This window comes from Flavobacterium columnare NBRC 100251 = ATCC 23463 (assembly GCF_002530675.1).
GTDB classification, from domain to species: domain Bacteria; phylum Bacteroidota; class Bacteroidia; order Flavobacteriales; family Flavobacteriaceae; genus Flavobacterium; species Flavobacterium columnare.
This window is the reverse complement of the sequence record NZ_PCMX01000035.1, coordinates 1-25,129: the sequence shown is the minus strand read 5'-3', so window position 1 is coordinate 25,129 and position 25,129 is coordinate 1. Positions and strand designations below refer to the sequence as shown.

General features: G+C 33.3%; 23 protein-coding genes. 11 read left to right on the top strand and 12 right to left on the bottom strand.

Translation table 11 applies throughout. The features are described 5' to 3' along the window. Positions 1-28: 28 nt before the first annotated feature. Genes infB through rimP form a run of 3 tightly spaced genes read right to left on the bottom strand, consistent with a single transcriptional unit; the run spans position 29 to position 4,682 of the window. Complete coding sequence (gene infB / locus B0A78_RS06025; RefSeq protein ID WP_014166141.1) at positions 29-2,908, bottom strand: translation initiation factor IF-2; 2,880 nt, start codon at positions 2,906-2,908, stop codon at positions 29-31. A 46-nt stretch (positions 2,909-2,954) separates the two neighbouring features. Continuing rightward, positions 2,955-4,199 carry a transcription termination factor NusA gene (gene nusA, locus B0A78_RS06020; RefSeq protein WP_014166140.1) on the bottom strand — a complete coding sequence of 415 codons (1,245 nt, stop codon included), beginning with the start codon at positions 4,197-4,199 and terminating at the stop codon, positions 2,955-2,957. An 18-nt stretch (positions 4,200-4,217) separates the two neighbouring features. Continuing rightward, positions 4,218-4,682: a ribosome assembly cofactor RimP gene (rimP, locus tag B0A78_RS06015; RefSeq protein WP_014166139.1), complete on the bottom strand. Its 465-nt coding sequence runs from the start codon at positions 4,680-4,682 to the stop codon at positions 4,218-4,220. Between the two features lie 174 nt (positions 4,683-4,856). Between rimP and B0A78_RS06010 the strand changes: the two genes are divergently transcribed. From B0A78_RS06010 to B0A78_RS05995, 3 genes are all read left to right on the top strand, one after another. Then, positions 4,857-5,681 (top strand): universal stress protein, encoded by an 825-nt coding sequence (locus B0A78_RS06010; protein ID WP_014166138.1) that lies wholly within the window; start codon positions 4,857-4,859, stop codon positions 5,679-5,681. Between the two features lie 560 nt (positions 5,682-6,241). Then, complete coding sequence (locus B0A78_RS06000) at positions 6,242-6,835, top strand: HupE/UreJ family protein (protein WP_065212958.1); 594 nt, start codon at positions 6,242-6,244, stop codon at positions 6,833-6,835. A gap of 1 nt (position 6,836) precedes the next feature. After that, a complete protein-coding gene (locus B0A78_RS05995; RefSeq protein ID WP_014166136.1) occupies positions 6,837-7,268 on the top strand; it encodes a deoxycytidylate deaminase in 432 nt (143 codons plus the stop codon). A 41-nt stretch (positions 7,269-7,309) separates the two neighbouring features. On the opposite strand, the gene B0A78_RS05990 is transcribed toward B0A78_RS05995, so the two are convergent. The 3 genes from B0A78_RS05990 to B0A78_RS05980 are packed head-to-tail and all read right to left on the bottom strand — an operon-like array spanning position 7,310 to position 8,740. Next, positions 7,310-7,921 carry a pyridine nucleotide-disulfide oxidoreductase gene (locus B0A78_RS05990; RefSeq protein ID WP_014166135.1) on the bottom strand — a complete coding sequence of 204 codons (612 nt, stop codon included), beginning with the start codon at positions 7,919-7,921 and terminating at the stop codon, positions 7,310-7,312. Continuing rightward, the gene (locus tag B0A78_RS05985; protein WP_014166134.1) at positions 7,922-8,125 is read right to left on the bottom strand and encodes a hypothetical protein; all 204 of its coding nucleotides are present in this window, start codon (positions 8,123-8,125) and stop codon (positions 7,922-7,924) included. A gap of 39 nt (positions 8,126-8,164) precedes the next feature. After that, positions 8,165-8,740 carry a MarC family protein gene (locus B0A78_RS05980; RefSeq protein ID WP_041253258.1) on the bottom strand — a complete coding sequence of 192 codons (576 nt, stop codon included), beginning with the start codon at positions 8,738-8,740 and terminating at the stop codon, positions 8,165-8,167. Positions 8,741-8,853: 113 nt separating this feature from the next. On the opposite strand from B0A78_RS05980, the gene B0A78_RS05975 reads away from it, so the two are divergent. The 7 genes from B0A78_RS05975 (at position 8,854) to B0A78_RS05945 (ending at position 18,313) form a co-directional block, all read left to right on the top strand. Further along, positions 8,854-9,420, top strand: a complete 567-nt coding sequence (locus tag B0A78_RS05975) for a DUF3109 family protein (RefSeq protein WP_014166132.1) — start codon at positions 8,854-8,856, stop codon at positions 9,418-9,420. Between the two features lie 417 nt (positions 9,421-9,837). Further along, a complete protein-coding gene (locus tag B0A78_RS05970) occupies positions 9,838-10,815 on the top strand; it encodes a ribonucleotide-diphosphate reductase subunit beta (protein ID WP_014166131.1) in 978 nt (325 codons plus the stop codon). 138 nt (positions 10,816-10,953) lie between these two features. Then, positions 10,954-13,365: a ribonucleoside-diphosphate reductase subunit alpha gene (locus B0A78_RS05965; RefSeq protein ID WP_065212956.1), complete on the top strand. Its 2,412-nt coding sequence runs from the start codon at positions 10,954-10,956 to the stop codon at positions 13,363-13,365. Between the two features lie 107 nt (positions 13,366-13,472). Next, positions 13,473-13,694 carry a hypothetical protein gene (locus B0A78_RS05960; RefSeq protein WP_041253496.1) on the top strand — a complete coding sequence of 74 codons (222 nt, stop codon included), beginning with the start codon at positions 13,473-13,475 and terminating at the stop codon, positions 13,692-13,694. A gap of 3 nt (positions 13,695-13,697) precedes the next feature. Continuing rightward, a complete protein-coding gene (locus tag B0A78_RS05955) occupies positions 13,698-14,141 on the top strand; it encodes a GNAT family N-acetyltransferase (RefSeq protein ID WP_014166128.1) in 444 nt (147 codons plus the stop codon). 47 nt (positions 14,142-14,188) lie between these two features. Next, positions 14,189-15,529: a deoxyguanosinetriphosphate triphosphohydrolase gene (locus tag B0A78_RS05950; RefSeq protein ID WP_014166127.1), complete on the top strand. Its 1,341-nt coding sequence runs from the start codon at positions 14,189-14,191 to the stop codon at positions 15,527-15,529. 51 nt (positions 15,530-15,580) lie between these two features. Further along, the gene (locus tag B0A78_RS05945; RefSeq protein ID WP_014166126.1) at positions 15,581-18,313 is read left to right on the top strand and encodes a M36 family metallopeptidase; all 2,733 of its coding nucleotides are present in this window, start codon (positions 15,581-15,583) and stop codon (positions 18,311-18,313) included. Between the two features lie 268 nt (positions 18,314-18,581). Here B0A78_RS05945 and B0A78_RS05940 read toward each other — a convergent pair whose 3' ends face one another. Further along, positions 18,582-20,348 carry a 1-deoxy-D-xylulose-5-phosphate synthase gene (locus B0A78_RS05940; RefSeq protein ID WP_014166125.1) on the bottom strand — a complete coding sequence of 589 codons (1,767 nt, stop codon included), beginning with the start codon at positions 20,346-20,348 and terminating at the stop codon, positions 18,582-18,584. Between the two features lie 333 nt (positions 20,349-20,681). Between B0A78_RS05940 and B0A78_RS05935 the strand changes: the two genes are divergently transcribed. Next, positions 20,682-21,122: a nucleoside deaminase gene (locus B0A78_RS05935; RefSeq protein ID WP_014166124.1), complete on the top strand. Its 441-nt coding sequence runs from the start codon at positions 20,682-20,684 to the stop codon at positions 21,120-21,122. Positions 21,123-21,234: 112 nt separating this feature from the next. On the opposite strand, the gene B0A78_RS05930 is transcribed toward B0A78_RS05935, so the two are convergent. The 5 genes from B0A78_RS05930 to aspS all read right to left on the bottom strand — a co-directional run bounded on the left by B0A78_RS05930 (position 21,235) and on the right by aspS (position 25,028). Then, positions 21,235-21,432 (bottom strand): cold-shock protein, encoded by a 198-nt coding sequence (locus B0A78_RS05930; RefSeq protein WP_014166123.1) that lies wholly within the window; start codon positions 21,430-21,432, stop codon positions 21,235-21,237. Between the two features lie 54 nt (positions 21,433-21,486). Beyond that, positions 21,487-22,050, bottom strand: coding sequence for a DinB family protein (locus B0A78_RS05925; protein WP_065212954.1), 564 nt, complete (start codon positions 22,048-22,050; stop codon positions 21,487-21,489). A gap of 170 nt (positions 22,051-22,220) precedes the next feature. Further along, positions 22,221-22,574, bottom strand: a complete 354-nt coding sequence (locus B0A78_RS15010) for a Crp/Fnr family transcriptional regulator (RefSeq protein WP_307725306.1) — start codon at positions 22,572-22,574, stop codon at positions 22,221-22,223. A 63-nt stretch (positions 22,575-22,637) separates the two neighbouring features. After that, a complete protein-coding gene (locus B0A78_RS05915; protein ID WP_097609468.1) occupies positions 22,638-23,180 on the bottom strand; it encodes a hypothetical protein in 543 nt (180 codons plus the stop codon). 96 nt (positions 23,181-23,276) lie between these two features. Then, entirely contained in the window at positions 23,277-25,028 is a 1,752-nt protein-coding gene (gene aspS, locus B0A78_RS05910) for an aspartate--tRNA ligase (RefSeq protein ID WP_014166120.1), read from the bottom strand. Between the last annotated feature and the right edge of the window lie 101 nt (positions 25,029-25,129).

Below are 25,129 nucleotides of genomic sequence, written 5' to 3'. Positions count from 1 at the left end.
GAGGTTTTTTTGTTGTATAGTATTGTAATTATTTCAATTTCTTTTTAACTTCTACAGTAGTAAATCCTTCGATTACATCGTATTCTTGAATATCGTTATAACCTTTGATCTGCATACCACAATCGTATCCTTTAGAAACTTCTTTGACATCGTCTTTAAAACGTTTTAAGGCCAATAATTCACCTGTATAAATTACAACCCCTTCACGGATTAGGCGGATCTTATTAGATTTAAAGATCTTACCATCCGTAACCATACATCCTGCAATAGTACCTACTTTTGAAATTTTGAATAATTCACGTATTTCAGCAGTTCCTGTAATTTCTTCTTTAAACTCAGGAGATAGCATTCCCTCCATTGCATCACGTAAATCATCAATTGCAGCGTAGATAATAGAGTAATGACGAATATCAATCTCTTCTTTTTCTGCTAATGATTTGGCATTTCCTTGAGGGCGCACATTAAATCCTATAATAATTGCATCAGAAGCAGAGGCTAACATTACATCTGATTCGGTAATAGCACCTACTCCTTTATGAATGATATTAATTTGAATTTCTTCTGTTGATAATTTAGAGAATGAATCTGATAAAGCTTCTACTGAACCATCCACATCCCCTTTCAAGATAATGTTAAGTTCTTTAAATTGACCTAATGCAATACGACGACCAATTTCATCTAACGTAATATGACGTTGTGTACGTACAGATTGTTCACGTAATAACTGAGTACGCTTAGCTGCAATTTGTTTTGCTTCTCTTTCGTCTTCAAATACATTAAACTTATCCCCTGCTGTAGGAGCTCCATCTAGTCCTAAGATAGATACGGGCGTAGAAGGACCTGCTTCTTTTACACTATGTCCACGTTCATCTTGCATTGCACGAATTTTGCCATGATGTTTACCTGCTAATACATAATCACCAATTTTCAAGGTTCCTGCTTGTACTAAAATTGTAGACACGTAACCGCGTCCTTTATCTAAGAAAGCTTCTACAACCGTTCCAACCGCTGGTTTATCGGGATTTGCTTTTAATTCTAAAATTTCAGCTTCGAGTAATACCTTTTCGAGTAATTCTTTTACACCGATACCCATTTTAGCAGAAATATCATGTGACTGATATTTACCTCCCCATTCTTCTACGAGGAAGTTCATTGCGGCTAATTTTTCTTTAATTTTATCAGGATTAGCTGTTGCTTTATCTATTTTGTTGATTGCAAAAATAATTGGTACACCTGCTGCTTGTGCATGACTAATTGCTTCTTTAGTTTGTGGCATGATATCATCATCGGCTGCTACTACAATAATAGCAATATCCGTTACTTGAGCACCACGAGCACGCATAGCTGTAAACGCTTCGTGACCAGGTGTATCAAGGAATGTAATCTCTTGACCATTTTCTAATTCAACTCCGTAAGCACCGATATGTTGAGTAATACCTCCTGACTCACCTGCAATTACATTTGTTTTACGAATATAATCTAACAAAGAAGTCTTACCATGGTCTACGTGACCCATTACAGTTACAATTGGAGCACGTTCTTTGAGATCTTCGGGTTTGTCTTCAACTACTTCAATAGTTTCTTCTATATCAGCGGTAGTAAATTGTACTTCATAGCCAAATTCGTCTGTTACAATAGTTAAGGTTTCGGCATCTAAACGCTGGTTCATGGTAACCATGATTCCTAAAGACATACAAGTTCCTATAACCTTAGTAATTGGCACATCCATCATCGTTGCAATTTCACCTACTGTTACGAATTCTGTAACTTTAAGTACTTTGCTTCCTTCTTCTTGTGCTGCTAACTCAGCTTCATTACGTTCTCTATGCGAATCACGCTTATCACGACGATATTTAGCTGCTTTGGATTTATTCCCTTTACCTTGCAATCTTTCAAGGGTTTCTTTTATTTGATTTTTTACTTCTTCTTCTGTAGGTTCGACTTTTACAACAGGAGCTTTTTTATTGAATTTATTCCCTCCTTTGTTTCCGTGGTTAGCCCCTTGATTACCTCTATTTCCTTGTCCGTTATTATTATTCCCGTCTGGTTTATTAGACTGATTATTTTGTTTGGAAGGAATTCGGTTACGCTTTTTCTTATTAGCATCTCCTCCTTGATGGTTATTATTTCCACCTTGGTTTGGTTTTGAATCTTCTTTTTTCTTTTTAGGTTTTTCAAATTGAGATAAGTCAATTTTTTGTCCTGTAAAAGTAGCACCTGATAATTTTTGGTATTGAGTTTCGTAGCGTTCTTCAACTACTTGACCTGCTTCAACTGAAGGACTTGTTGCAGGCTTGTCAGTTTTAGTTTCTACTTTTGGCTCAACTATAGGTTTAACCTCTTTTAGCTGTGGTTTTTCTACCACTTTTTCTACTTTCTTTTCAACAGGAGGCACCACTACAGGTTTAACCTTAACCTCTACTGGTTTTTCTTGTTTTGGTTCTATTTTCTCTACAGGCTTTTCCTGTATTACTGGTTTTGAAACTTCCTTTGCTACAGGTTCTACCTCTACTTTTGGTGCTTCAACTTCAGGTTTTACGACAGGCTTAGGGTTTAAGTCTATTTTTCCTACTTTTTTAGGTCCTGATAAAGCCGCAGCTTTTGCTTTGATAACTTCCTGACGCGCACGCTCTTCTTCAATGCGTTTTTGCTCTAATTCATGCTCGCGCTCTAAACGTAATGCTTCTTTTTCTTTACGTTTTTCTTCGCCTACTTCTTTAGAAGCATCTTTGTTACCTTTATCTCCAGCAAATTGATTAGATAGGATACCATATATCTCTTCTGTGATTTTGGTATTTGGATTCGATTCTATAGTGAAACCTTTATCCTTTAAAAAATCAACAGCTCGCTCAAGAGATATATTAAATTCTCTTAATACTTTGTTTATTCTTATTGTTCCTTCAGACATAAATTTTATTTATGGTTTTTTTTATTTTTTTGTAGATTAAAAGGGATTAATCTTCAAATTCTTCTTTTAAAATCTTGATTACCTCAAGAATAGTTTCCTCTTCTAAATCGGTACGACGTACTAAATCTTCAACATCTTGACTTAAAATACTACGAGCAGTATCTAGACCTACTTTTGCAAATTCATCAATGATCCATCCATCAATTTCATCTGAAAACTCTGCCAACTCAACATCATCCTCGTCTTCTTGCGTATTCCCTTCTCGAATTACATCTAATTCATAGCCTGTTAACATACCTGCCAGTTTGATGTTATGCCCACCACGACCAATTGCTTTTGATACTTCTTCTAATTTCAAGTAAACTTCGGCCGTTTTCTTTTCTTCATTAATTTTAATGGAAGAGACTTTTGCTGGACTTAATGCTCTAGTGATGAATAATTGTGTATTATTCGTGTAATTGATTACATCAATATTTTCGTTTCCTAGTTCACGAACAATTCCATGAATACGAGAACCTTTCATTCCAACACAAGCTCCTACTGGATCAATTCTATCGTCATAAGAATCTACGGCAACTTTTGCTTTTTCTCCTGGTATACGAACTACTTTTTTAATAGTTATCAAACCATCAAATACTTCTGGAATTTCTTGTTCAAATAACTTTTCCAAGAACTTTTCAGAAGTTCTAGACATCATAATTTGTGGTTTATTACCTTTTAGTTCAACATTTTCTATAACTCCACGAACATTATCTCCCTTTCTAAAGAAGTCAGATGCTATTTGTTTTTCTTTTGGCAATACAATTTCATTTCCTTCATCATCAACCAATATTACTGCTTTAGGACGTACATGGTGTACCTCCGCAGTATAAATATCGCCTATTAAATCTTTGAATTGTTTGTATAAATTAGTACTATCGTGTTCATGAATTTTAGAAATTAAATTTTGGCGTAAGGCTAAGATTGCTCTCCTTCCTAAGTCAATTAATTTTACTTCTTCAGATACTTCTTCTCCAATTTCAAAGTCGGGTTCTATTTTACGAGCTTCTGTCAGCGTAATTTCCTCATTTTCGAAATCTAAATCTTCATCTGCTACAATAACACGGCGTCTCCAAATTTCCATATCTCCTTTGTCAGGATTGATAATAATATCAAAATTTTCATCGGATCCGTATTTTTTCTTCAATGCACTTCTAAACACATCTTCCAAAATAGCCATTAATGTAACACGATCGATAGATTTATTATCCTTAAATTCTGAAAACGATTCGATTAATGCTAAATTCTCCATACAACTCTTTGATTTTTTTTAAAATATAATTGTAACTACTGCTTCCACAATATTGCCATATTGTATTTTCGTATTGTGAACAACAGTTTCTTTTCCTTTTCCTACTTTTTTGGGTTCACGTGCAGTCCATTCTAATGTAACACCTTCATCGTCTGCCTCCACTAAAAGAGCCTCATATTCTTTTTCTGCAGTTGTTAGCTTTACCGTACGTCCTACATTTTTCTTAAACTGACGAATCATTTTTAAGGGAGCAGACACACCCGCAGAAGCCACTTCCAACGCAAAATCTTGTTCTTCTCTATCGAGGCTATTTTCAACAGCTCTACTTATGTTTACACAATCCTGCAACTGCACTCCATTATCGCCATCTAAAGTTACGATAATTTTATTACTATCAGTGATAGTTAAATCAATTAAAAAAAGCTCTGGAAATTCTTCCAAAGTTTGATTTAATACCTGTATTACTTTTTCTTTAAATGTCATTGGTATAAAAAGAGGCACGCGATGCGTGCCTCATTATTTAATGTTTAACTTCTAAATAACGGCACAAATATACATTTTTTTTTTTATTTTACTAACTGATTGATTTTTATTAAAAACTTTCTTACCTTTATAAGTGAGTTTAGGAAAAACAAATCTTTAAACAATAACCCCATTATGAAACGAATTTTAGTCCCAACCGATTTTTCTCAACACGCAGAATACGCCCTTAAAGTTGCTGCTCAATTTGCTAAAAAGCACAATGCAGAGATCTATTTAGTACATTTATTAGAACTACCAAATCAAGGCAATGACACCGTTACACATGGTCACGACATTCCTGAGATTATATTTTTCAAAAATGCAATAACCAATAGAATGGATGATTTATTAGAAGAAGAATATTTAAATGGAATAGAAACTTCTAAAATAATTCAAATAGAACATCCTTTTGAAGGCATCATGAAAACGATACAAAACAATGCGTTTGACCTTATTATAATGGGATCCCACGGAGCAAGTGGAATCAAAGAAATGTTCGTAGGATCTAATACTGAAAAAGTAGTAAGAAACTCTAACGTACCTGTTTTAGTCATTAAAGAAGACGATATAAACTTTAAAATAGATCACTTCGTATTTGCTTCAGACTTCCTAGAGGAAATAAAAAAACCTTTTGAAAACATAGTGCGTTTTGCTAACGAATTAGGAGCCACCTTACACCTTGTAAATATAAATACGCCTAACAATTTCCGTTCTACTCAAAATGCACAAAAACTAATGGCCGATTTTGTTAGCGGATTCAAAATTGACAAATACGAAACTCATATATATAATGATACTAATGTTGAAGCTGGCATACTAAACATAACAAACGACCTAAATGCAGACCTAATAGGCATGTGCACTCACGGAAGAAAAGGCTTAGCTCATTTTTTTAACGGAAGTATAAGTGAAAGTTTGGTCAATCACTCGAAAAAACCAGTCATAACCTTCAAAATATAATAAAAAAACGGTGAATTAATCACCGTTTTTTTATTTTTAAAATTACTTATTCATATTTCGCATCTTATACACGAAGGCACCCTAATCAATATTAAAAACCAACAATGACAGCGACTCATCCCCAACATTACCTAGAACAAACCCTAATACTAAACAAAATTTTATTAAAATCCCTTTCTGTTTAGACCCTAACACACAATCTACATATATCATTCGTGCCAAATCACACAAACGTTCCTACCGATACACATACAAAACAGAAAGGATTAATAGGATTTTTCAATATTTCATTACATTCTTCATCTGATATTTCAAGACGCACCTTTAGCTTATCTAAGAAATCTTTTTCTTCTTTATTCATTCCTCCATCAGCAATAGCCGCACGTACAATCGCGGAAAAACATTCTTTGTTTCTAGTTCAATTCACCATCAAATAGTTCTGAAAGTGGAATAATTTATTTTTTTAGTTCTCTTAAAAATAAAACAATCACAAACTTAGACAATAAAATAAAATGATTACTAAAAAATTTGTATGTTTGAAACTCTTTTAATTTTATCGTATGCAAGAATTTTGGTTATATTTTGAAATCGGCCTAAAACACGTATTAAACATCAATGCTTATGACCATATATTATTCCTAATTGGAATGACTATTCCTTATTCATTTAACGACTGGAAAAAATGGTTAACATTAGTGAGTTTATTTACTTTAGGTCATTCTATTTCACTTATACTTTCTGTATTTGGGATCATTTATATAAAAGAAAATCTAGTTGAATTTTTAATCCCCATTACAATATTGATCGTAGCCCTTTTTAATCTTTTCACAGCAGGAAAAAGTTCTAAAGGCGAAAGTATAACTTTAATAGCCATTGTAACATTACTATTTGGAATAATACACGGATTAGGTTTTTCCAATTATTTCAAGACATTATTACCAGGAAATAAATCAGACAAAATATTACCCCTTGCAGAGTTTGCTCTTGGAATTGAAAGTGCACAAATAATAGTTGTTCTTATTGTCTTAATAATTTCATTTATAATCCAATCTGTTTTCCGTTTTTCAAAAAGAGATTGGACGTTAGTCATGTCATCCTTTATAATAGGAGTTGTAACACCACTAATTATACAAAGCCCTATCTGGCACAGATAAAATGGAAGAAAAACTTAGCAAATACGACACCGCCTACCTACGTTTAGCAAAAGAATGGGGCAAACTCTCTTATTGCAAAAGAAAACAAGTAGGAGCAATTATAGTTCGAGATCGAATGATTATATCAGACGGGTATAATGGCACTCCTTCTGGATTTGACAATTGTTGCGAAGACGAAAACAACCTAACGCATTGGTACGTCCTTCACGCAGAAGCTAATGCAATACTAAAGGTTGCCAGCTCTACACAATCATGCAATCAAGCAACTCTTTACATTACCCTTTCTCCTTGCAAAGAGTGCTCTAAATTAATCCACCAAGCAGGAATAAGAAGAGTCGTTTATCTCGAAAAATACAAAGATGATTCAGGTTTGGTTTTTTTAGAAAAAGCTGGGGTTGTTGTACAACAAATTAAAGATTTAGATTCAGAATAGAATGAAATTTTTCCAACTAAACTAAGTCCAAATCTTTACTCTTATTTTTTCTTAACACTATCATGACTATGTGTTTCTCTTCCTTTATTCCATAAAACAAGTATTTCAGTTGCTACTGCCGCTCCACTCCCTGCAGCTATTGCCAACTGGCTTCTATGCCCTGAAAGGGTACCACAAACATAGACCCCTTCCGTTACCTTATAGTCAATATTTTTTAGCTGAATGCGTTTTTTTTCAGGAAGTGATTTTTGATGAGGCTCAACATATTCATTCAACCCCTCAATATCAAACAAATTAGAAGCTCCCACTCCAACAACAACTATTTGAGTTCTAAAAACACTTTTGTTAGTAATAACTTCCAAACCATTTTGAACCGACACAACCTTCAGAACTTTTTCGTCTGCTATTTGAACAATATGATCATACGTATTCCTTAACTGATCCAATGAGTCTAGCAACAAATCAGCCCCTAACTTACCTGCCGGAATCCCATAAGCATTATAAAAAATAGCATCTTGCAAAGAAGATGCTTTTTGATGAGTAAGAATTCCTATTTTTTTATCTTTAACAAAATCTTTATTTTGAGCAGAACCTAAAACCATAGCACAAGACACCCCTGAAACTCCTCCTCCTATAATTAACACATCAAACATTTACGAATGATTTTTCAATTGATTTTCAATTGATTTTGAAAGATTAAAGATTAACAAAATAACGATAGCACACAAGACAGCCAATATCCCTATCAAAGCCACTAAACTATCTCCATTAAATAAATCTTCAAGATTAAGCATTGAAACATTAACGCCAATCAATACAATTCCTAACACCAGAACTATGTAAGTAAAAATTTTCATTAACTATATTTTTAGGAAACAAAATTACAGCTTTTCAGCCTAAACAAACAAGCCTTTAACATTAGCTGCAAATAATTTAACAGCTATTGCTAATAATACAACTCCAAAAACTTTTCGCACAACCCCTAAACCTGTAGGCCCAAGCATTCGCTCAATTTTACCTGATAATTTCAAAACAGCATATACAATTATGATGTTGAACAAAATAGCTACTACTATATTGATTGATTGGTATTCTGAACGCAAAGACAACAAGGTAGTCATAGTACCCGCACCAGCAATTAATGGAAATGCCAAAGGAACAATACTGGCTGTTTTAGGCTCTTCATCTTTATAAATACTAATTCCCAGGATCATCTCTAGTGCCAGAAAAAAAAGAACAATAGACCCTGCAACAGCAAAAGATTTAACATCTACACCTATAAATTTCAACATCCCCTCTCCCACAAAAAGGAACATAATCATAATCAACCCTGAAACAAAACTAGCTCGTTCTGCATGAATATGCCCTATTTTATTCCTTAAATCCACAATTATAGGAATAGAACCCATAATATCAATAACTGCAAACAAGACCATTCCAACAGTCAACACTTCTTTCCAATCAAAATTCATAACTCTTTTTTTAACAAATATTTTCGAATATACTAATTTCAAACAATTAACAAAACTACAATCCTAATTATTGTTTCTTATTTGTAATTTTGCAGCACTAAAAACAAAATCACATGTTTCAAATTGGTAAAACGATCGTCTCAGAAGACATTTTAGAAAAAGAGTTCGTATGCAACCTGAGTGCTTGTAAAGGAGCTTGCTGTATTGACGGGGATTCTGGAGCTCCTCTACTAGAAGAAGAATTACCAATCTTAGAAGCTATTTATCCTAAGATCAAACATTTACTACGACCAGAAGGCATTGAAGCCATCAAAGAACAGGGCACATGGGTTACAGACAAAGACAATGAACTTGGAACCCCTTTAATAGACAATAAAGATTGTGCGTATGTTATTTTTAAAGAGGGAAATGCTTTATGCGGCATAGAAGAAGCTTACAATCAAGGATTCGTTAATTGGAAAAAACCAGTTTCTTGTCATCTCTACCCAATTAGAATTAAAGAATTCAGTAGTTTTCAAGCCGTTAATTATGATCGTTGGGATATTTGCTCAGAAGCCTGCTCATTAGGCAAAGAACTCAAAGTACCCATCTATAAATTTGTAAAAGAAGCTTTAGTAAGAAGATTCGGAACGGATTGGTATGAAGAACTTGAAATTGTAGCACGAGAATACTACAAATAATAATATCAAAAAAGTTTACTAATGATTTTTAAATCTTTTAAAAATCATTAGTAAAAAGTTTCAAAACCAGCTAAGGAAACGCAAAAAACTTCATTTTATTACACTTTAATTAATTAATTATTAACAATACATATATTACAAATATATAAGTTAACACCCATCCAAAAAACAGGCCAATCCCAACCTACGAAAATCCTTTATTTCATAAGGGTTTATAATTTTTTAAAAACACAAAACACTGACAAACAACACATTACACTTTTAATAAAGAATAACCTACAATTACATCATTTGTTAAAAACTCCCCCGAAATGTGAATAACTATTCTTTCATTTTAGAGTCTAATTTTGAATCTTTGTAGTCCCAATTACGCACAATTATTCGAATCAATTTAAAACTATAATTTCAGGTATAGATATGGCTATTATTGAACCCATTTTACAAGAAAATAAAGATCGCTTTGTGATCTTCCCAATCAAGCACCATGACATTTGGGAATGGTATAAAAAAATGGAAGCAAGCTTCTGGACAGCAGAAGAAATAGACTTACATCAAGATTTAACTGATTGGAATACCAAATTAAGTGAAGATGAAAAATACTTCATCAAACATATTTTGGCGTTTTTTGCAGCATCTGATGGTATTGTAAATGAAAACCTTGCAGAAAATTTCGTAAATGAAGTTCAATATCCCGAAGCTAAATTCTTTTATGGCTTTCAGATTATGATGGAAAACATTCATAGCGAAACTTATTCATTATTAATTGACACCTATGTAAAAGATGATGTAGAAAAAGATCAATTATTTCATGCTATTGAAGTTTTTCCTGCTATCAAGAAAAAAGCAGAATGGGCATTACGCTGGATTTCATCCGACTCATTCGCAGAAAGGCTAATTGCCTTTGCAGCAGTAGAGGGGATCTTTTTTTCTGGAGCATTTTGTTCTATCTATTGGTTAAAAAAACGAGGATTAATGCCTGGATTAACCTTTTCAAATGAATTAATTTCTCGAGACGAGGGAGTACACTGTGATTTTGCTGTACACCTACACAACCATCATTTAATAAACAAAGTAACTAAAGAAAGAATTACAGAAATTATAGTAGATGCTTTAAATATAGAACGCGAATTTATAACAGAATCTCTTCCGGTTTCTCTAATAGGGATGAATGCTGTTTTAATGACTCAATATTTAGAATTTGTAGCAGATAGATTATTAATAGAGCTAGGTTGTGCTAAAATTTTTAACGCAACTAATCCATTTGATTTCATGGACATGATTTCATTACAAGGAAAAACCAATTTCTTTGAAAAACGGGTTGCTGAATACCAAAAGGCGGGTGTAATGAACAATGAAGAAGATGCTCATAAATTTTCATTAGACGCTGATTTCTAAAAACACATCTGACAAACTTAACAATCTATCAGATTTAAAAAACACCCCTAGTAAAAGTCGGGAGACTGGTGTTTTCACAAATTTATTATTAACAAGAAAACAAAGAAGGGATTTTTTGTTTTCAAAAAGACAAGAACTATGTACGTAGTAAAAAGAGATGGGCATAAAGAACCCGTAATGTTTGACAAAATCACAGACAGAATTAAAAAACTCTGCTATGGTTTAAATGATATGGTAGATGCTGTAAAAGTTGCCATGCGAGTAATTGAAGGCCTATACGATGGTGTAACCACTTCCGAATTAGACAATTTAGCTGCTGAAACCGCAGCTGCCATGACCGTTACTCATCCTGATTATGCACAATTAGCCGCTAGAATTGCCATTTCTAACTTACATAAAAACACAAAAAAATCGTTTTCTGAAACGATGAATGATATGTTTCATTACGTAAGCCCTCGCACAGGCAAAGACGCTCCTCTTATTTCAGATGAAGTACATAAAATAATCATGGAAAACTCTGCTTTTCTAGATTCACACATAATTTACAACCGTGATTTCAACTATGATTATTTTGGTTTTAAAACCCTAGAACGTTCTTATTTACTTAAAATCAATGGAAAAATAGCAGAACGCCCACAACACATGTTAATGCGCGTTGCAATTGGAATTCACCTAAATGACTTAGAATCCGCAATAGAAACATACGAGTTGATGTCTAAAAAGTTTTTTACACATGCCACTCCAACACTTTTCAATGCAGGAACACCAAAGCCGCAAATGTCTTCTTGCTTTCTTTTAGCAATGCAGGACGACAGCATTGATGGTATATATGACACACTAAAACAAACTGCTAAAATCTCACAATCTGCTGGTGGTATTGGCTTATCAATTCACAATGTACGCGCAACAGGCTCATACATTAGAGGAACTAATGGCACCTCTAACGGGATTGTACCTATGTTACGTGTTTTTAACGATACCGCTCGCTATGTAGACCAAGGCGGTGGAAAACGCAAAGGAAGCTTTGCCATCTATATCGAAACTTGGCATGCTGACATTATGGACTTCTTAGATCTTAAAAAAAATCATGGCAAGGAAGAAATGCGTGCCCGTGACTTATTTTACGCTATGTGGACCTCTGACTTGTTCATGAAACGTGTAGAATCTGATGACAAATGGACGTTAATGTGTCCTAACGAATGTCCTGGATTATATGATGTATATGGAGATGAGTTTGAAGCTTTATATACTAAATATGAAAACGAAGCGCGTGGACGCAAGACGATTAAAGCTCGTGAATTATGGGAAAAAATCCTAGAATCTCAAATCGAGACAGGAACGCCTTATATGCTATATAAAGATGCTGCCAATCGCAAATCAAATCAAAAAAATCTAGGAACTATCCGCTCTTCTAATTTATGCACAGAAATTATGGAGTACACTTCTGCTGACGAAATAGCCGTGTGTAACTTAGCTTCCTTATCTTTACCAATGTTTGTCGATGAAGGCAAATTTAACCATGAATTATTGTACAAAGTAACCAAACGAGTAACACGTAACTTAAACAAGGTAATTGACCGAAATTACTACCCTGTTAAAGAAGCCGAAAACTCTAATATGCGACATCGCCCAATAGGATTAGGGGTACAAGGATTAGCAGATGCTTTCATCATGCTACGTATGCCTTTTACCAGCGACGACGCTAAAAAATTAAACCAAGAAATATTTGAAACCATGTATTTTGCTGCCGTAGAAACCTCTATGGAAATGGCAAAAGAGGAAGGTCCTTACTCTACTTTTAAAGGTTCACCAATATCTGAAGGTCAATTTCAATACAACCTTTGGGGCGTAACAGATGAAGAATTATCAGGTCGTTGGGACTGGGCTTCGTTAAGAAAAGAAGTAATAGAATATGGTGTTCGCAACTCTTTACTAATGGCTCCAATGCCTACTGCTTCTACTTCGCAAATCCTTGGAAATAACGAAGCTTTTGAACCTTACACTTCAAACATTTATACGCGCCGCGTACTTTCTGGTGAATTTATTGTAGTAAATAAACATTTACTGGAAGATTTAGTAAAATGCGGACTATGGAATGAAGATTTAAAACAAGAAATTATGCGTCACAACGGTTCAGTACAAAATATTGACCGTATTCCACAAGATTTAAAAGACTTATATAAAACCGTTTGGGAAATGTCTATGAAAGACATTATTGATATGTCCCGCCAACGAGGTTATTTCATCGATCAATCTCAATCGCTAAACTTGTTTATGGAAGGAGCTACCTTTTCTAAACTAACTTCAATGCATTTCTATGCTTGGAAATCAGGTTTAAAAACAGGTATGTACTACTTACGTACTAAAGCCGCTGTAGATGCTATTAAATTCACATTAAATAACGAAAAGAAAACAGAACCTACAATAGAATCCCCTAAAGAATTAGAATTAGTAGCCCCTGAAGGAGAAATGACAGCAGAGGAATTCAGAGCAATGATTGAACGTTCTCGTAATGCAGAACCAGAAGATTGCGAAATGTGTGGATCTTAATAATTTATTTACAAAAACAAACAAGAGGCTGTCCAAAAGAAAAGTTAGGACAGCCTTTTTTTCAAAACATTACAAAGCAATTCGTACCTTTGAATAAAATATTACACATGTCAAAAGAAAAAAACAAAGGAATTTATACAGGAATTATAGAAAAAGATAGCAATGGAAATTATTTCTGTGGCGAATACCTTTTAGACTATCAATACACCGAAGCCAGCTTCAAGGTAGGCGATATGATAAACATCAAAACCATAATTGACAACCCAAGCAGCAAAAGCAACGAAAAGTACCCTAAAAAAACAAACAATTTCTTTTTAGCTAAAAAATAAATAATGAGACTACTCCGTTCAAACTCTGATCATCCAGACTTCAAATACCTAACCAAATTATTTGATGAATATTTAGTAGACATTGATGGTGAACAAAAAGATTTTTTTACCCATTTTAACAACAAATATTTAGAAAATGTATTGATTGTATACGAAGACGATCAGGTTGTCGGTTGCGGAGGGTATAAAGAACACACCCCAAACACAGTAGAGATTAAAAGAATGTTTGTTCACCCTGAACACAGAAAAAAAGGCATTGCCAACTTAATTCTAAACACGATTGAAGATTGGGCAAAACAAAAAGGTTACCAAAACTTTATCTTAGAAACTTCACCTAAACTAACAAACGCAATTTCGCTGTATGAAAAAAAAGGGTATAAACTTATCCCAAATTATGACCAATACATAGGTGTAGAAAACAGCATTTGCATGAAGAAAGAATCTTAAAATTTGTACTTTCGCACTTCTAATTTTTTTAAATCTACCCAAAAATGATGAACTGGGAACAACTTTTATCTTTAAAACGCCAAGGCGATACTAGTAAACGATTACGTAAAGAACAAGATGATACACGCCTAGGCTTTGAAGTTGATTATGACCGTGTAATATTTTCGGCAGCATTTAGAAGCCTACAAGATAAAACTCAGGTCATTCCATTATCAAAAACTGATTTCGTTCACACACGATTAACCCATAGCTTGGAAGTCTCGGTTGTTGGTCGTTCATTAGGTCGCTTAGTTGGAAAAAAAATATTAGAAAAATACCCTTATCTACAAGAAATTCATGGTTACCAAGCTAATGATTTCGGAGCAATAGTAGCCGCCGCCGCTTTAGCTCACGATATAGGAAACCCCCCATTTGGTCACTCAGGCGAAAAAGCAATTGGAGAATACTTTGCTATTGGTAACGGTTTAAAATTTAAAGAGCAATTATCTGAAAAAGAATGGCAAGATCTAATTGATTTTGAAGGAAATGCCAATGGGTTTTCGGTATTAACGAGCTCACGCCCTGGTGTTGAAGGAGGCCTACGATTAACTTATGCAACTTTGGGTGCCTTCATAAAATACCCTAAAGAAAGTTTACCTAAAAAACCAACTTCAAACATAGCTGATAAAAAATACGGGGTCTTCCAACAAGACAAAAATTTTTTCAAAGAAGTTGCCGAAGAATTAGGCTTAATTCCTAATAAATTAATAAATGATATAGGATACGAACGTCATCCTCTAGCTTATCTTGTAGAAGCGGCTGATGATATCTGTTATACCATTATAGATTTTGAAGATGGAATTAATCTAGGTCTAGTCTCAGAAGATTACGCATTAGAATACCTAATCAAATTAGTTAAAGATTCTATAGATACCTCAAAGTACAATGCACTAACTACAAAAGAAGACCGAATCAGCTACTTACGTGCCTTAGCCATAGGAAGTTTGATAAACGATGTGGTAAATGTTTTTATTGAAAATGAAGAAGTAATTCTTCAAGGCAAATTCCCTCATGCGCTAACAGACAAATCAAAATACAAGGCTCAAATGAATGACATCATTAATCTAAGTATAAAAAATATTTATCAGAGCAGGGAAGTCATTGAAAAAGAAATAAACGGCTATCAAATTATCAATAATTTATTAGACAAATTTATCACCGCCTACAATAATAAATTTGAAGGCAATGAAACTAATTTTGATAAATTATTATTAAAAATACTACCCGAAAAACATAATATAGAAAAAGAAAGTCTGTATGAACGTTTGCTACATATCTGTCACTTCATTTCTATGCTAACAGATGGCAACGCTTTATTATACAACAAAATGATTTCTACGAAAATCTAATTTCATCCCTAACAAATTAATAATTCTTTAATAACCCAAAATTCTAAATCTATGATAAAAAAACTACCCTTTTTATTGTTTTTGTTTTCAGGAATTGCTCTTAGTCAAAGCAATATTGACCTCATCAAAAAACATTTAAAGGCAAGTTCATCTCAATCAAAAATGAGTCAAAACGAAATTGACAATTTAATTATATTCGATGAATTTACAACAACGAGCAATAATTTTGTTTGCCACGTAAAACAAACACAAAACGGCATACCCATCTATAATGTTGATTCTAATTTTATAATTGATAAAACAGGCAAAGTTTCAGGTAAATTAAAATCAATTCCAAACTTTATAGATAATGCCAAAAAAAGAACTCAAAAAATAGATTTAAATACGGCTTTAATAAAAGCTTTAACATCAACAAACGATGTTGCTCCTAAATATTCCTTAAACAAACTAGAAAACAACAGATTTAGATTAGAAAACACACAAAACAAAGAAGAAAACATAAGTGGGCAATTAACCTATTTTCTAACGGATAAAAACGAATTAAAACTCACTTATTTTTTTGAATATTACTCAAAAAATGGTGAAAAAGATTTGTGGAATATTTTTATAGATGCTGAAACTGGTGATCTTATTCAAAAGTTGAATAACACTTTAAAATGCTCCTTTCATAAAGAACATCATTACAGCACAAACAACCATACTTTTTTATTCAAAGAAGAAAATCTTTCAAGACTAGCACTATTACCATCCGGCACAACAAACTACAAAGTCATTCCGTGGAACTATGAAAGTCCTAATCATTATAAAGAGGCATTTCCTACAAACACAGAAGGGAGAACCATCGTTACAAATCCTGAATCTACGACCCCATTAGCACCGCTTACTCTTGCTGCATCACCTAATGGATGGCACAACAATAATTCAACTATTGGTACTACAACAAATTCTACTAAATTTGATTACACAAGAGGAAACAATGTATTTGCTTATTCAGATATAACCAATTCTGATCCATCAATAGCGTCTATTAATACTTATACCAATTCATCCTCAGGGGTATATCCTGATTTAACCTTTGATCATCCTTACTCAGGTTTATCTAATTCTCCTATAAATGAAATTCATGCAGCGACTACTAATTTATTTTACATGAACAACATTATGCACGACTTGTGGTATCAGTATGGTTTTAATGAATCCAACAAAAACTTTCAAGACAAAAATTATGGTCGTGGGGGAATACAAAATGACTATGTTTTAGCACAATCACAAGATGCCTCTCAAAACGGTTCTCCTAGTTATAACAATGCTAATTTTTCAACCCCATCTGATGGAAACAATCCTAAAATGCAAATGTACTTATGGCAACACCCTGTCCCTATAAAAGTACAAATAACCAATGGTTCATTAGCAGGCCAAACATACAACGCTATAGATAATGAATTTACTTCGGGACATATTGAATTACCTATAACACCTAACAATCTTTCTGGAGAACTTATACTTCTTAATGATGCCACTACTAATAACACAACAAATCCTGACGTTTATGATGGATGCTCAACAGCAACAAATATAGTAACAGGTAAAATTGCAGTAGTCAGAAGGGGTAATTGTAGTTTTTCTTCTAAAGCTATAACAGCTCAAAATGCAGGAGCAAAAGCACTAATAGTTATAAATAACACCTTCTCGGAGCTAGAACTTGGTGGAGGCGATGCAGCTGTTAAAATTCCTGTCATAGGTTTATCAAAAACAGATGGAGACGAATTAATTAAGGTATTAACAACAGAAGGTAGTGTAAGCGCAATCTTTGAGAACAAAAACAACATCTATGCTGATGGCGATTTTGATAATGGAATTATAGCACATGAATATGGACATGGGATTTCTACAAGACTTTCAGGTAATTGCTTAAATAGCTCCGAACAAATGGGTGAAGGATGGTCTGATTGGTTTTGGTTAATGATGCAAATAAAAGCTGGCGATAAAGGAAGTGACAAAAAAAGCATAGGAACTTTTACTAACAACCTTCCCACTAATGGTAAAGGTATCAGAAAATATCCTTATACAACAGATATGACTAGTAACCCTTATACATACGCTGATTTAAATAAAATGTGGTATCCAGACCCTATAAGTAAGACCGAAAAAATTAATGTTCATGCTATTGGAACTGTTTGGGCTACAATTTTATGGGATTTAACATGGGCTTATATTAACAAATATGGTTATGATAGTAATATTTACAATGGTACAGGTGGAAACAACAAAATAATGAAAATTGTATTAGACGCTATTAAAATTGATGGTTGTTCTCCAAGTTTTATCACGGGTAGAGATGCTATTTTAGCCGCAGATCAAGCCGCCACTGGGGGACAAAATTATGAATTAATTTGGAGGGTTTTTGCTAGAAGAGGAGTAGGCTATAGCGCTTCATCTGGAGCAAGTAATACGGGTGTTGCAGGTATAAAAGATAACCCAACGTCTTTACACACAGACTTACCTCCTAATATTCTTTTGAGTGATACAGATTTTGTTTCAAACGATCTGATCAACATTTATCCAAATCCATCAAATGGTTTAATAAATATTTCTTTTGATCGAAGTATTGATCATTCAATTTTAAGGGTTAATGACATTAACGGACGAATTGTTTATTCAGAAGAACTCAACAATACTAGTGATTTAAAAACAATAAATTTAGACTCTTTACAAAAAGGATTTTATATTCTTAATATACAAGGTCAGAATATACGGTTTACACAAAAGATACTTTTGGAATAAATTTAATTTACAATAAAGTGTATCCAAAAGTACAAACAACATCGTAGGCACCAAGTTAAAAAAACTCTATTAAAGTTCTTTTACCCTAGAGAATCGAGTCTATAAAATCATCTCTAGTAACCATTTGAATAGTAACAATAAAGAGACTGTCTAGAAACAACATTTCAATATATAGTCTATCTTCTGAACGGAGTTAAACGAGAAATACCATCCTTTTAGACAGTCTCTTTAATTAACTAAAAGTTTATACTTTTCAGATTTTTTCCATCTAAAACAAACGTAATAACTCTTTTAATCCTGCTACATCAATTCCTGATATTTTATGCAATTCATTAATAGTTCCTTGTTCAATAAATTCATCAGGAACACCTAATCTTTTTATAGAAATTAAATAGTTATTGTCTGTAAAAAATGAACTTATAAGAGTTCCAAACCCCCCTTTAAGACATCCTTCTTCAACCGTAATAATTTGTTGATAATTTTGACCTATTTCATGTAACACACCCTCATCTAAAGGTTTAACAAAAGGAAAATGATAATGAGAAAATTCATATAATTTTAAATCATCTAAAGCCTTGATCACGTTATTCCCAATAGTTCCGGTAGATAAAACGGCTACATTTTTACCCTTACGCAGTTGTTTTGCTTTTCCTATTTCTATTTTTTCAAACGGTAATTTCCAATTTTGAACAAACCCTCTACCTCTTGGATAACGAATACTCACAGGAATATTAATACCTAATTGAAAAGTATACATCATATTACGAAGTTCTACTTCATTTAGTGGTGCTGTAACAACTAAATCTGGTATACAACTCAAATAAGCAATATCGTACAAACCATGATGGGTAGCCCCATCTTCTCCCACAAAACCTGCTCTATCAAGACAAAAAATAACGGGCAATTTTTGCAATGCTACGTCATGAATAACCTGATCGTAAGCTCTTTGTAAAAAGGTAGAGTAAACATTGCAAAAAACAATCATTCCTTGAGTGGCCATACCCGCAGAAAAAGTTACAGCATGTTGCTCTGCAATTCCTACATCAAAAGCACGTTCTGGGAAAGTTTCCATCATAAATTTCATCGAACTTCCTGATGGCATTGCAGGTGTTACCCCTATAATTTTTTGATTCTCTTGTGCCAATTCTACTAATGTTTTCCCAAAAACGTCTTGAAATTTAGGAGGAAACCCTTCTTCTTCTTTTGGATATATTTTACCTGTTTGAGGATCAAATTTTCCTGGAGCATGATACTTAACTTGATTTTCTTCTGCTAATTGTAACCCTTTTCCTTTGGTGGTAATTACATGAAGAAATTTGGGTCCTTTAACTTTTTTTAATCGACTAAGCTCTGAAATCAATGATTGAATATCGTGCCCATCAATAGGACCTGAGTAATCAAAATTTAAAGCTTTAAAAATATTATTTTCAGTATGTAGCGTTCCTTCTTTAAAGGATGTCAAATAGTCTTTTAGAGCCCCTACACTTGGATCAATCCCTATGGCATTATCATTTAGTATAATCAAAACATTAGCATCTGTATCGCCCGCATGATTCAGGGCTTCAAAAGCCATTCCAGAAGCTATAGAAGCATCTCCAATCACCGCTATATGCTGTTTATCTAAATCACCTATGAGTCGAGAAGCCATCGCCATTCCTAAAACAGCTGAAATAGAAGTAGAAGAATGTCCTACTCCAAAAGCATCAAATTCACTTTCTGAACGTTTAGGAAATCCTGAGATACCATTTAAATCTCGATTCGTATGAAACACCTCTTTCCTACCTGTTAAAATCTTATGTCCATAAGCTTGGTGTCCTACATCCCAAACCAATAAATCTTCAGGCGTGTTAAATACATAATGCAAAGCAATTGTCAATTCAATTACGCCTAAACTTGATCCTAAATGCCCTTCTTTTTGAGAAATGATCGTTATAATAAAATCACGCAATTCTTTTGCCAATGAAGGTAATTGCAAGATTTCTATTTTTTTTAAATCACTTGGAGAATTTATTGAGTCTAAGATTGTACTTTCCATAAGAAGCAAAATTAATCAAAACTATTTATTATTCTAGATTTTATAAAACATCCTCTACTACATCTTAAGTCATTTTATCTAATAGGTGTCCCCCTCTCTATATTTTTTTAAGACTATTAGTAAAGGTAAACAATATTAAATTTCCCATGTCTTTTATCTCTAAAATCAATTATTAATTTAGTACAGAGAAGATAAAACGGTCTTCTGCTTTAGGGACGTTATTGAATTTTAATTTTCATTACAAAAGGGATAAGGTAGTTATAGTATAAATATTTTAAACATAACAACCAGAATTACAAACAAAGATCATTCCAAAATTGTAATTTTGTTCTTATGGAAAACATTTTTACAGACGAATATTTTATGAAAAAAGCCTTACAAGAGGCTGAAAAAGCCTTTGAAGAAGGCGAAATTCCTGTAGGAGCTGTAATTGTAATAGACAATCGGGTAATAGCTCGAAGTCACAATTTAACAGAAATGCTCAATGATGTTACGGCACATGCTGAAATGCAAGCCATAACTGCTTCTGCCAATTTTTTAGGCGGAAAATACCTAAAAGGCTGTACTCTGTACGTTACTTTAGAACCTTGTCAAATGTGTGCAGGCGCATTATACTGGAGTCAGATTTCAAAAATTGTATATGGGGCTTCTGATGAACAAAGAGGTTATAAAGCTATGGGGGCTAAATTGCATCCTAAAACAGAAGTGGTTACAGGAATTATGCAGGATGAGTGTACGCGTTTGATGAAAGATTTTTTCAAAAAAAGGAGATAATTCTAAAATAGGTGAAACACCTAGTCATCTGAAAAACACATTTTAAAAAGGAATAAAAAACCGCCCCATAAAAGGAGCGGTGTAACATTCCGGTAATCTAAAATAATATATATTATTCGATAACAACTACGTTAGTAGCTACTTTACCTTTACGTCCGTCTTCTTCGTTGTACGAAACTTTTTGTCCTTCTTTAAGCTCTTTACCACCTGTTGCAGTAATGTGAACGAAGATGTCTGATCCAGTTTCGTCGTTTGTAATGAATCCAAAACCTTTAGACTCTACAAAAAATTTCACTTTGCCTGTTAGCATTCTAAAAAAAATAAAAAATTAATAATTATCAAAGATAGACTTTTTGTCGAGATATCAAAGTCTTATATTCAAAAGTTTATGGATTATTTTTTGACACTGAACAATATGGCGTTCATCATGATTAATTATAAAACGAAAGCTATCTCCTAATTGTATACTCAAACAACGAGCAATACTTATCTTTATTTTTTCCTTCTCAAGATCTATACTTTCCGCTTTCTTTAATAGATCTAGCAATTGTTTTTGTTGATTTAAAAATCTGTCAATTGTTGTTTTATCCAAAGGTATTTTTAGAGGATTTTTATCCTTAAATGTTTTCATTTTACTTGTTTTAGCACCCAACAGCATGCTCTTTGCAAAATAATCTCCTAACCAACCTGATGTATAATAAATTTTAGGTCTAAATTTACTTTTAGAAATAACTTTTTCTATTTCTGGCAAATAATAATCACCATAAAGATTCAAATGTTCTATACATTCTAAAATATTCCAAGAAGTAGATGAATTTCGGTATTGTAAAAAATCTAAGTTCTCTTCTTTTAGGGTAGTTACATAATCAATATGAGTTTGCACTTGTTTCTTTAATTCACTTAGCAAAATTTGTGTAGTTGTTTTCATAGCAATGATAATTACTACAAATTTCCTTTTTATTATTTTAAATTTTCTTGATACACATCAAGACTTTTCAATCTTGATAATGTTTCGGGTGACATACGAAGATAATTTGCGATAAGTTTATGAGGAATTTCCTGAAACACTAGTGGATTACGTAGTTGAATACGCTCTAATCATTCTTTAGCAGAAACCGTAAGTAAATCCATTTCTCGTTCTAACTGTTGTAAAATTAAGTCTTCTAACACCTCATTCCAAACCTTTAAAGTTTCTATATTAGCATACATTAATGCCTTGAATTTATTTTTATTTACTTTTAGAACTATAGTTTTTTTTATAGCTTGAATCGAAAAAACAGTTGGTTTATCAGAAAAAAAACTATCTAAACAAGCAACAAAATCACCCTTATAACCAAAACGAATAATCTGTTCTTCTGTATTGAAGACGGAAATTTTCAGGCTTCCGTCTTTCACAAAATAAACATTAGTATCAATACTCCCATTTACAACCAAATATTCGTTTCTTTTCAACAGTAAAGTTTTTTCAAACAACTGGTGCTGATTTAAAAGTGTAAACAAGAGGTTTTTCATATCTTAATACAAATAAGATTTCATTTCTTTCCAAATACTTTTAGGTTGCTCAATAATTATCTCGTCTCCTTTTTCTTTTTTGTATCGAATAAATTTAAGATTGGCTATACCTTCTTCAGGATAAGCTTGCTTTTGCTTATTAAAAATTACTTCACGCATTCCTGTTGAACTTATATTAAGTACCTTCCATCCATTTACAATTTTGGCTTTTGCTATTACAGGCGTTTCAACCAAAGAGAAATCTCCTTTTATTTTTAAGTTTGAATCTAAGATTAAGGCATCACAACCGCCATTTCCACAGGAGTTATTAAAGAATACAAAATAATCCTTTTTCTTATCATTATTCAAATCAATTTCACGCAAAATAAATTTTCTTTTTCCTCTTTGCTCTTTTTCATATTCGGGACTTGAACCATATTTTTTCACCAATTCAATTTCTCGTTTTTTTAGAAATTCAGTGATTTTAGTTATTGTTTTTTTATCTTGAGCAAAAGAATTTGCAGTACATAATAAAACTACCACTAGGGAGGTTATTCTCATTTTCATCTTTTAAAAATTAAAAAAGGGCTGCCCGAAAAGGTCATAATATCATTTCAACCTTTTCAGACACCCTCTTGCATCAAATTTATAAAAATTATATGATTATTCAGTTATCGAAGCAATAAACAGTTCGTTTAATTGTTTCAAATCTAAAACTGAAGGGGCATCAATCATAACATCTCTACCTGAATTATTTTTAGGAAAAGCAATAAAGTCACGAATGGTTTCTTGACCTCCTAGAATAGCCACTAAGCGATCCAATCCAAAAGCCAACCCTCCGTGTGGTGGTGCGCCATATTGAAAGGCATTCATTAAGAATCCAAATTGATTTTCTGCTTCTTCTTTTGAAAATCCAAGAAGCTCAAACATTTTTGCTTGCAAGTCTTTATCATGAATACGTATTGAACCTCCTCCAATTTCATTTCCGTTTAGGACCATATCATAAGCATTGGCTCTAATTTTCCCAGGTTCTGTTCCTATCAAATGAACATCCTCTGGCTTTGGCGATGTAAATGGATGGTGCATTGCATGGTAACGACCACTTTCTTCATCCCATTCTAATAAAGGAAAATCAACCACCCATAATGGAGCAAACTCATTGGGTTTACGTAATCCCATTTGGTTAGCTAACTCCATACGTAAAGCACTTAATTGTGTACGTGTTTTATAAGCTGGCCCAGATAAAACAAAGATAATATCTCCTGCATTAGCATTAGTTATCTCTGCCCATTTCTTTAAGTCTTCTTGATCGTAAAATTTATCTACGGATGATTTGAAAGAACCATCTGTTTCGCATTTACAGTATACCATTCCCGAAGCTCCTACTTGTGGGCGTTTTACCCATTCAATCCAAGCATCAATTTCCTTACGAGTAAAAGAAGCTCCCCCTGGCACTGCAATACCTACTACTAACTCAGCTGAATTAAAAACACCAAATTCTTTATGTTGCGCCACCGTATTTAACTCTCCAAACTTCATCCCAAAACGAATATCTGGTTTATCATTACCATAGGTTTTCATCGCATAATCATAAGTAATTCTAGGAAATTTATCTACTTCTATTCCTTTTACTTCTTTTAACAAATGACGTGTTAAGCCTTCGAACATATTTAAAATATCCTCTTGTTCAACAAACGCCATTTCACAATCAATTTGAGTAAACTCAGGTTGACGATCAGCACGCAAATCCTCATCACGAAAACATTTTACAATTTGAAAATATTTATCCATACCTCCTACCATCAACAATTGTTTGAATGTTTGTGGCGATTGTGGCAACGCATAAAATTGCCCTGGATTCATACGTGAAGGCACCACAAAGTCTCTAGCTCCTTCTGGAGTTGACTTTATTAAATAAGGTGTTTCTACCTCGCAAAAGCCTTGATTAGAAAGATAATTTCTTACTTCCATAGCCACGCGATGACGGAATAGTAAACTATTTTTTACTGGATTACGACGAATATCCAAATAACGATATTTCATACGCAATTCTTCTCCTCCATCTGTCTCGTCCTCAATTGTAAAAGGTGGTAATTGTGCTTGATTTAAAACAATTAGCTCTTTTACTAAGATTTCTATATCCCCCGTAGGTATATTCGAATTTTTAGACTCGCGTTCTATTACAGTTCCTTTCACTTGAACCACAAATTCACGACCTAAAGTTTTAGCTAATTCCATTACCTTTTTATCCGTACGACTTTCGTCAAAAATGAGCTGAGTAATTCCGTAACGATCACGTAAATCAACCCATATCATAAAACCTTTATCTCGAGATTTCTGAACCCATCCTGCAAGGGTAACTTCTGTATTGATATGTGACGCATTTAATTCGCCACAAGTATGACTTCTAAACATTTCTATAAAATTTGAGTGCAAAAATACTATTTTAAAAGATATTTTCTTTTTTACCTTACTTACAAATTAAGATTATTTTGGGGATCAAGTCAAAAAGTTGT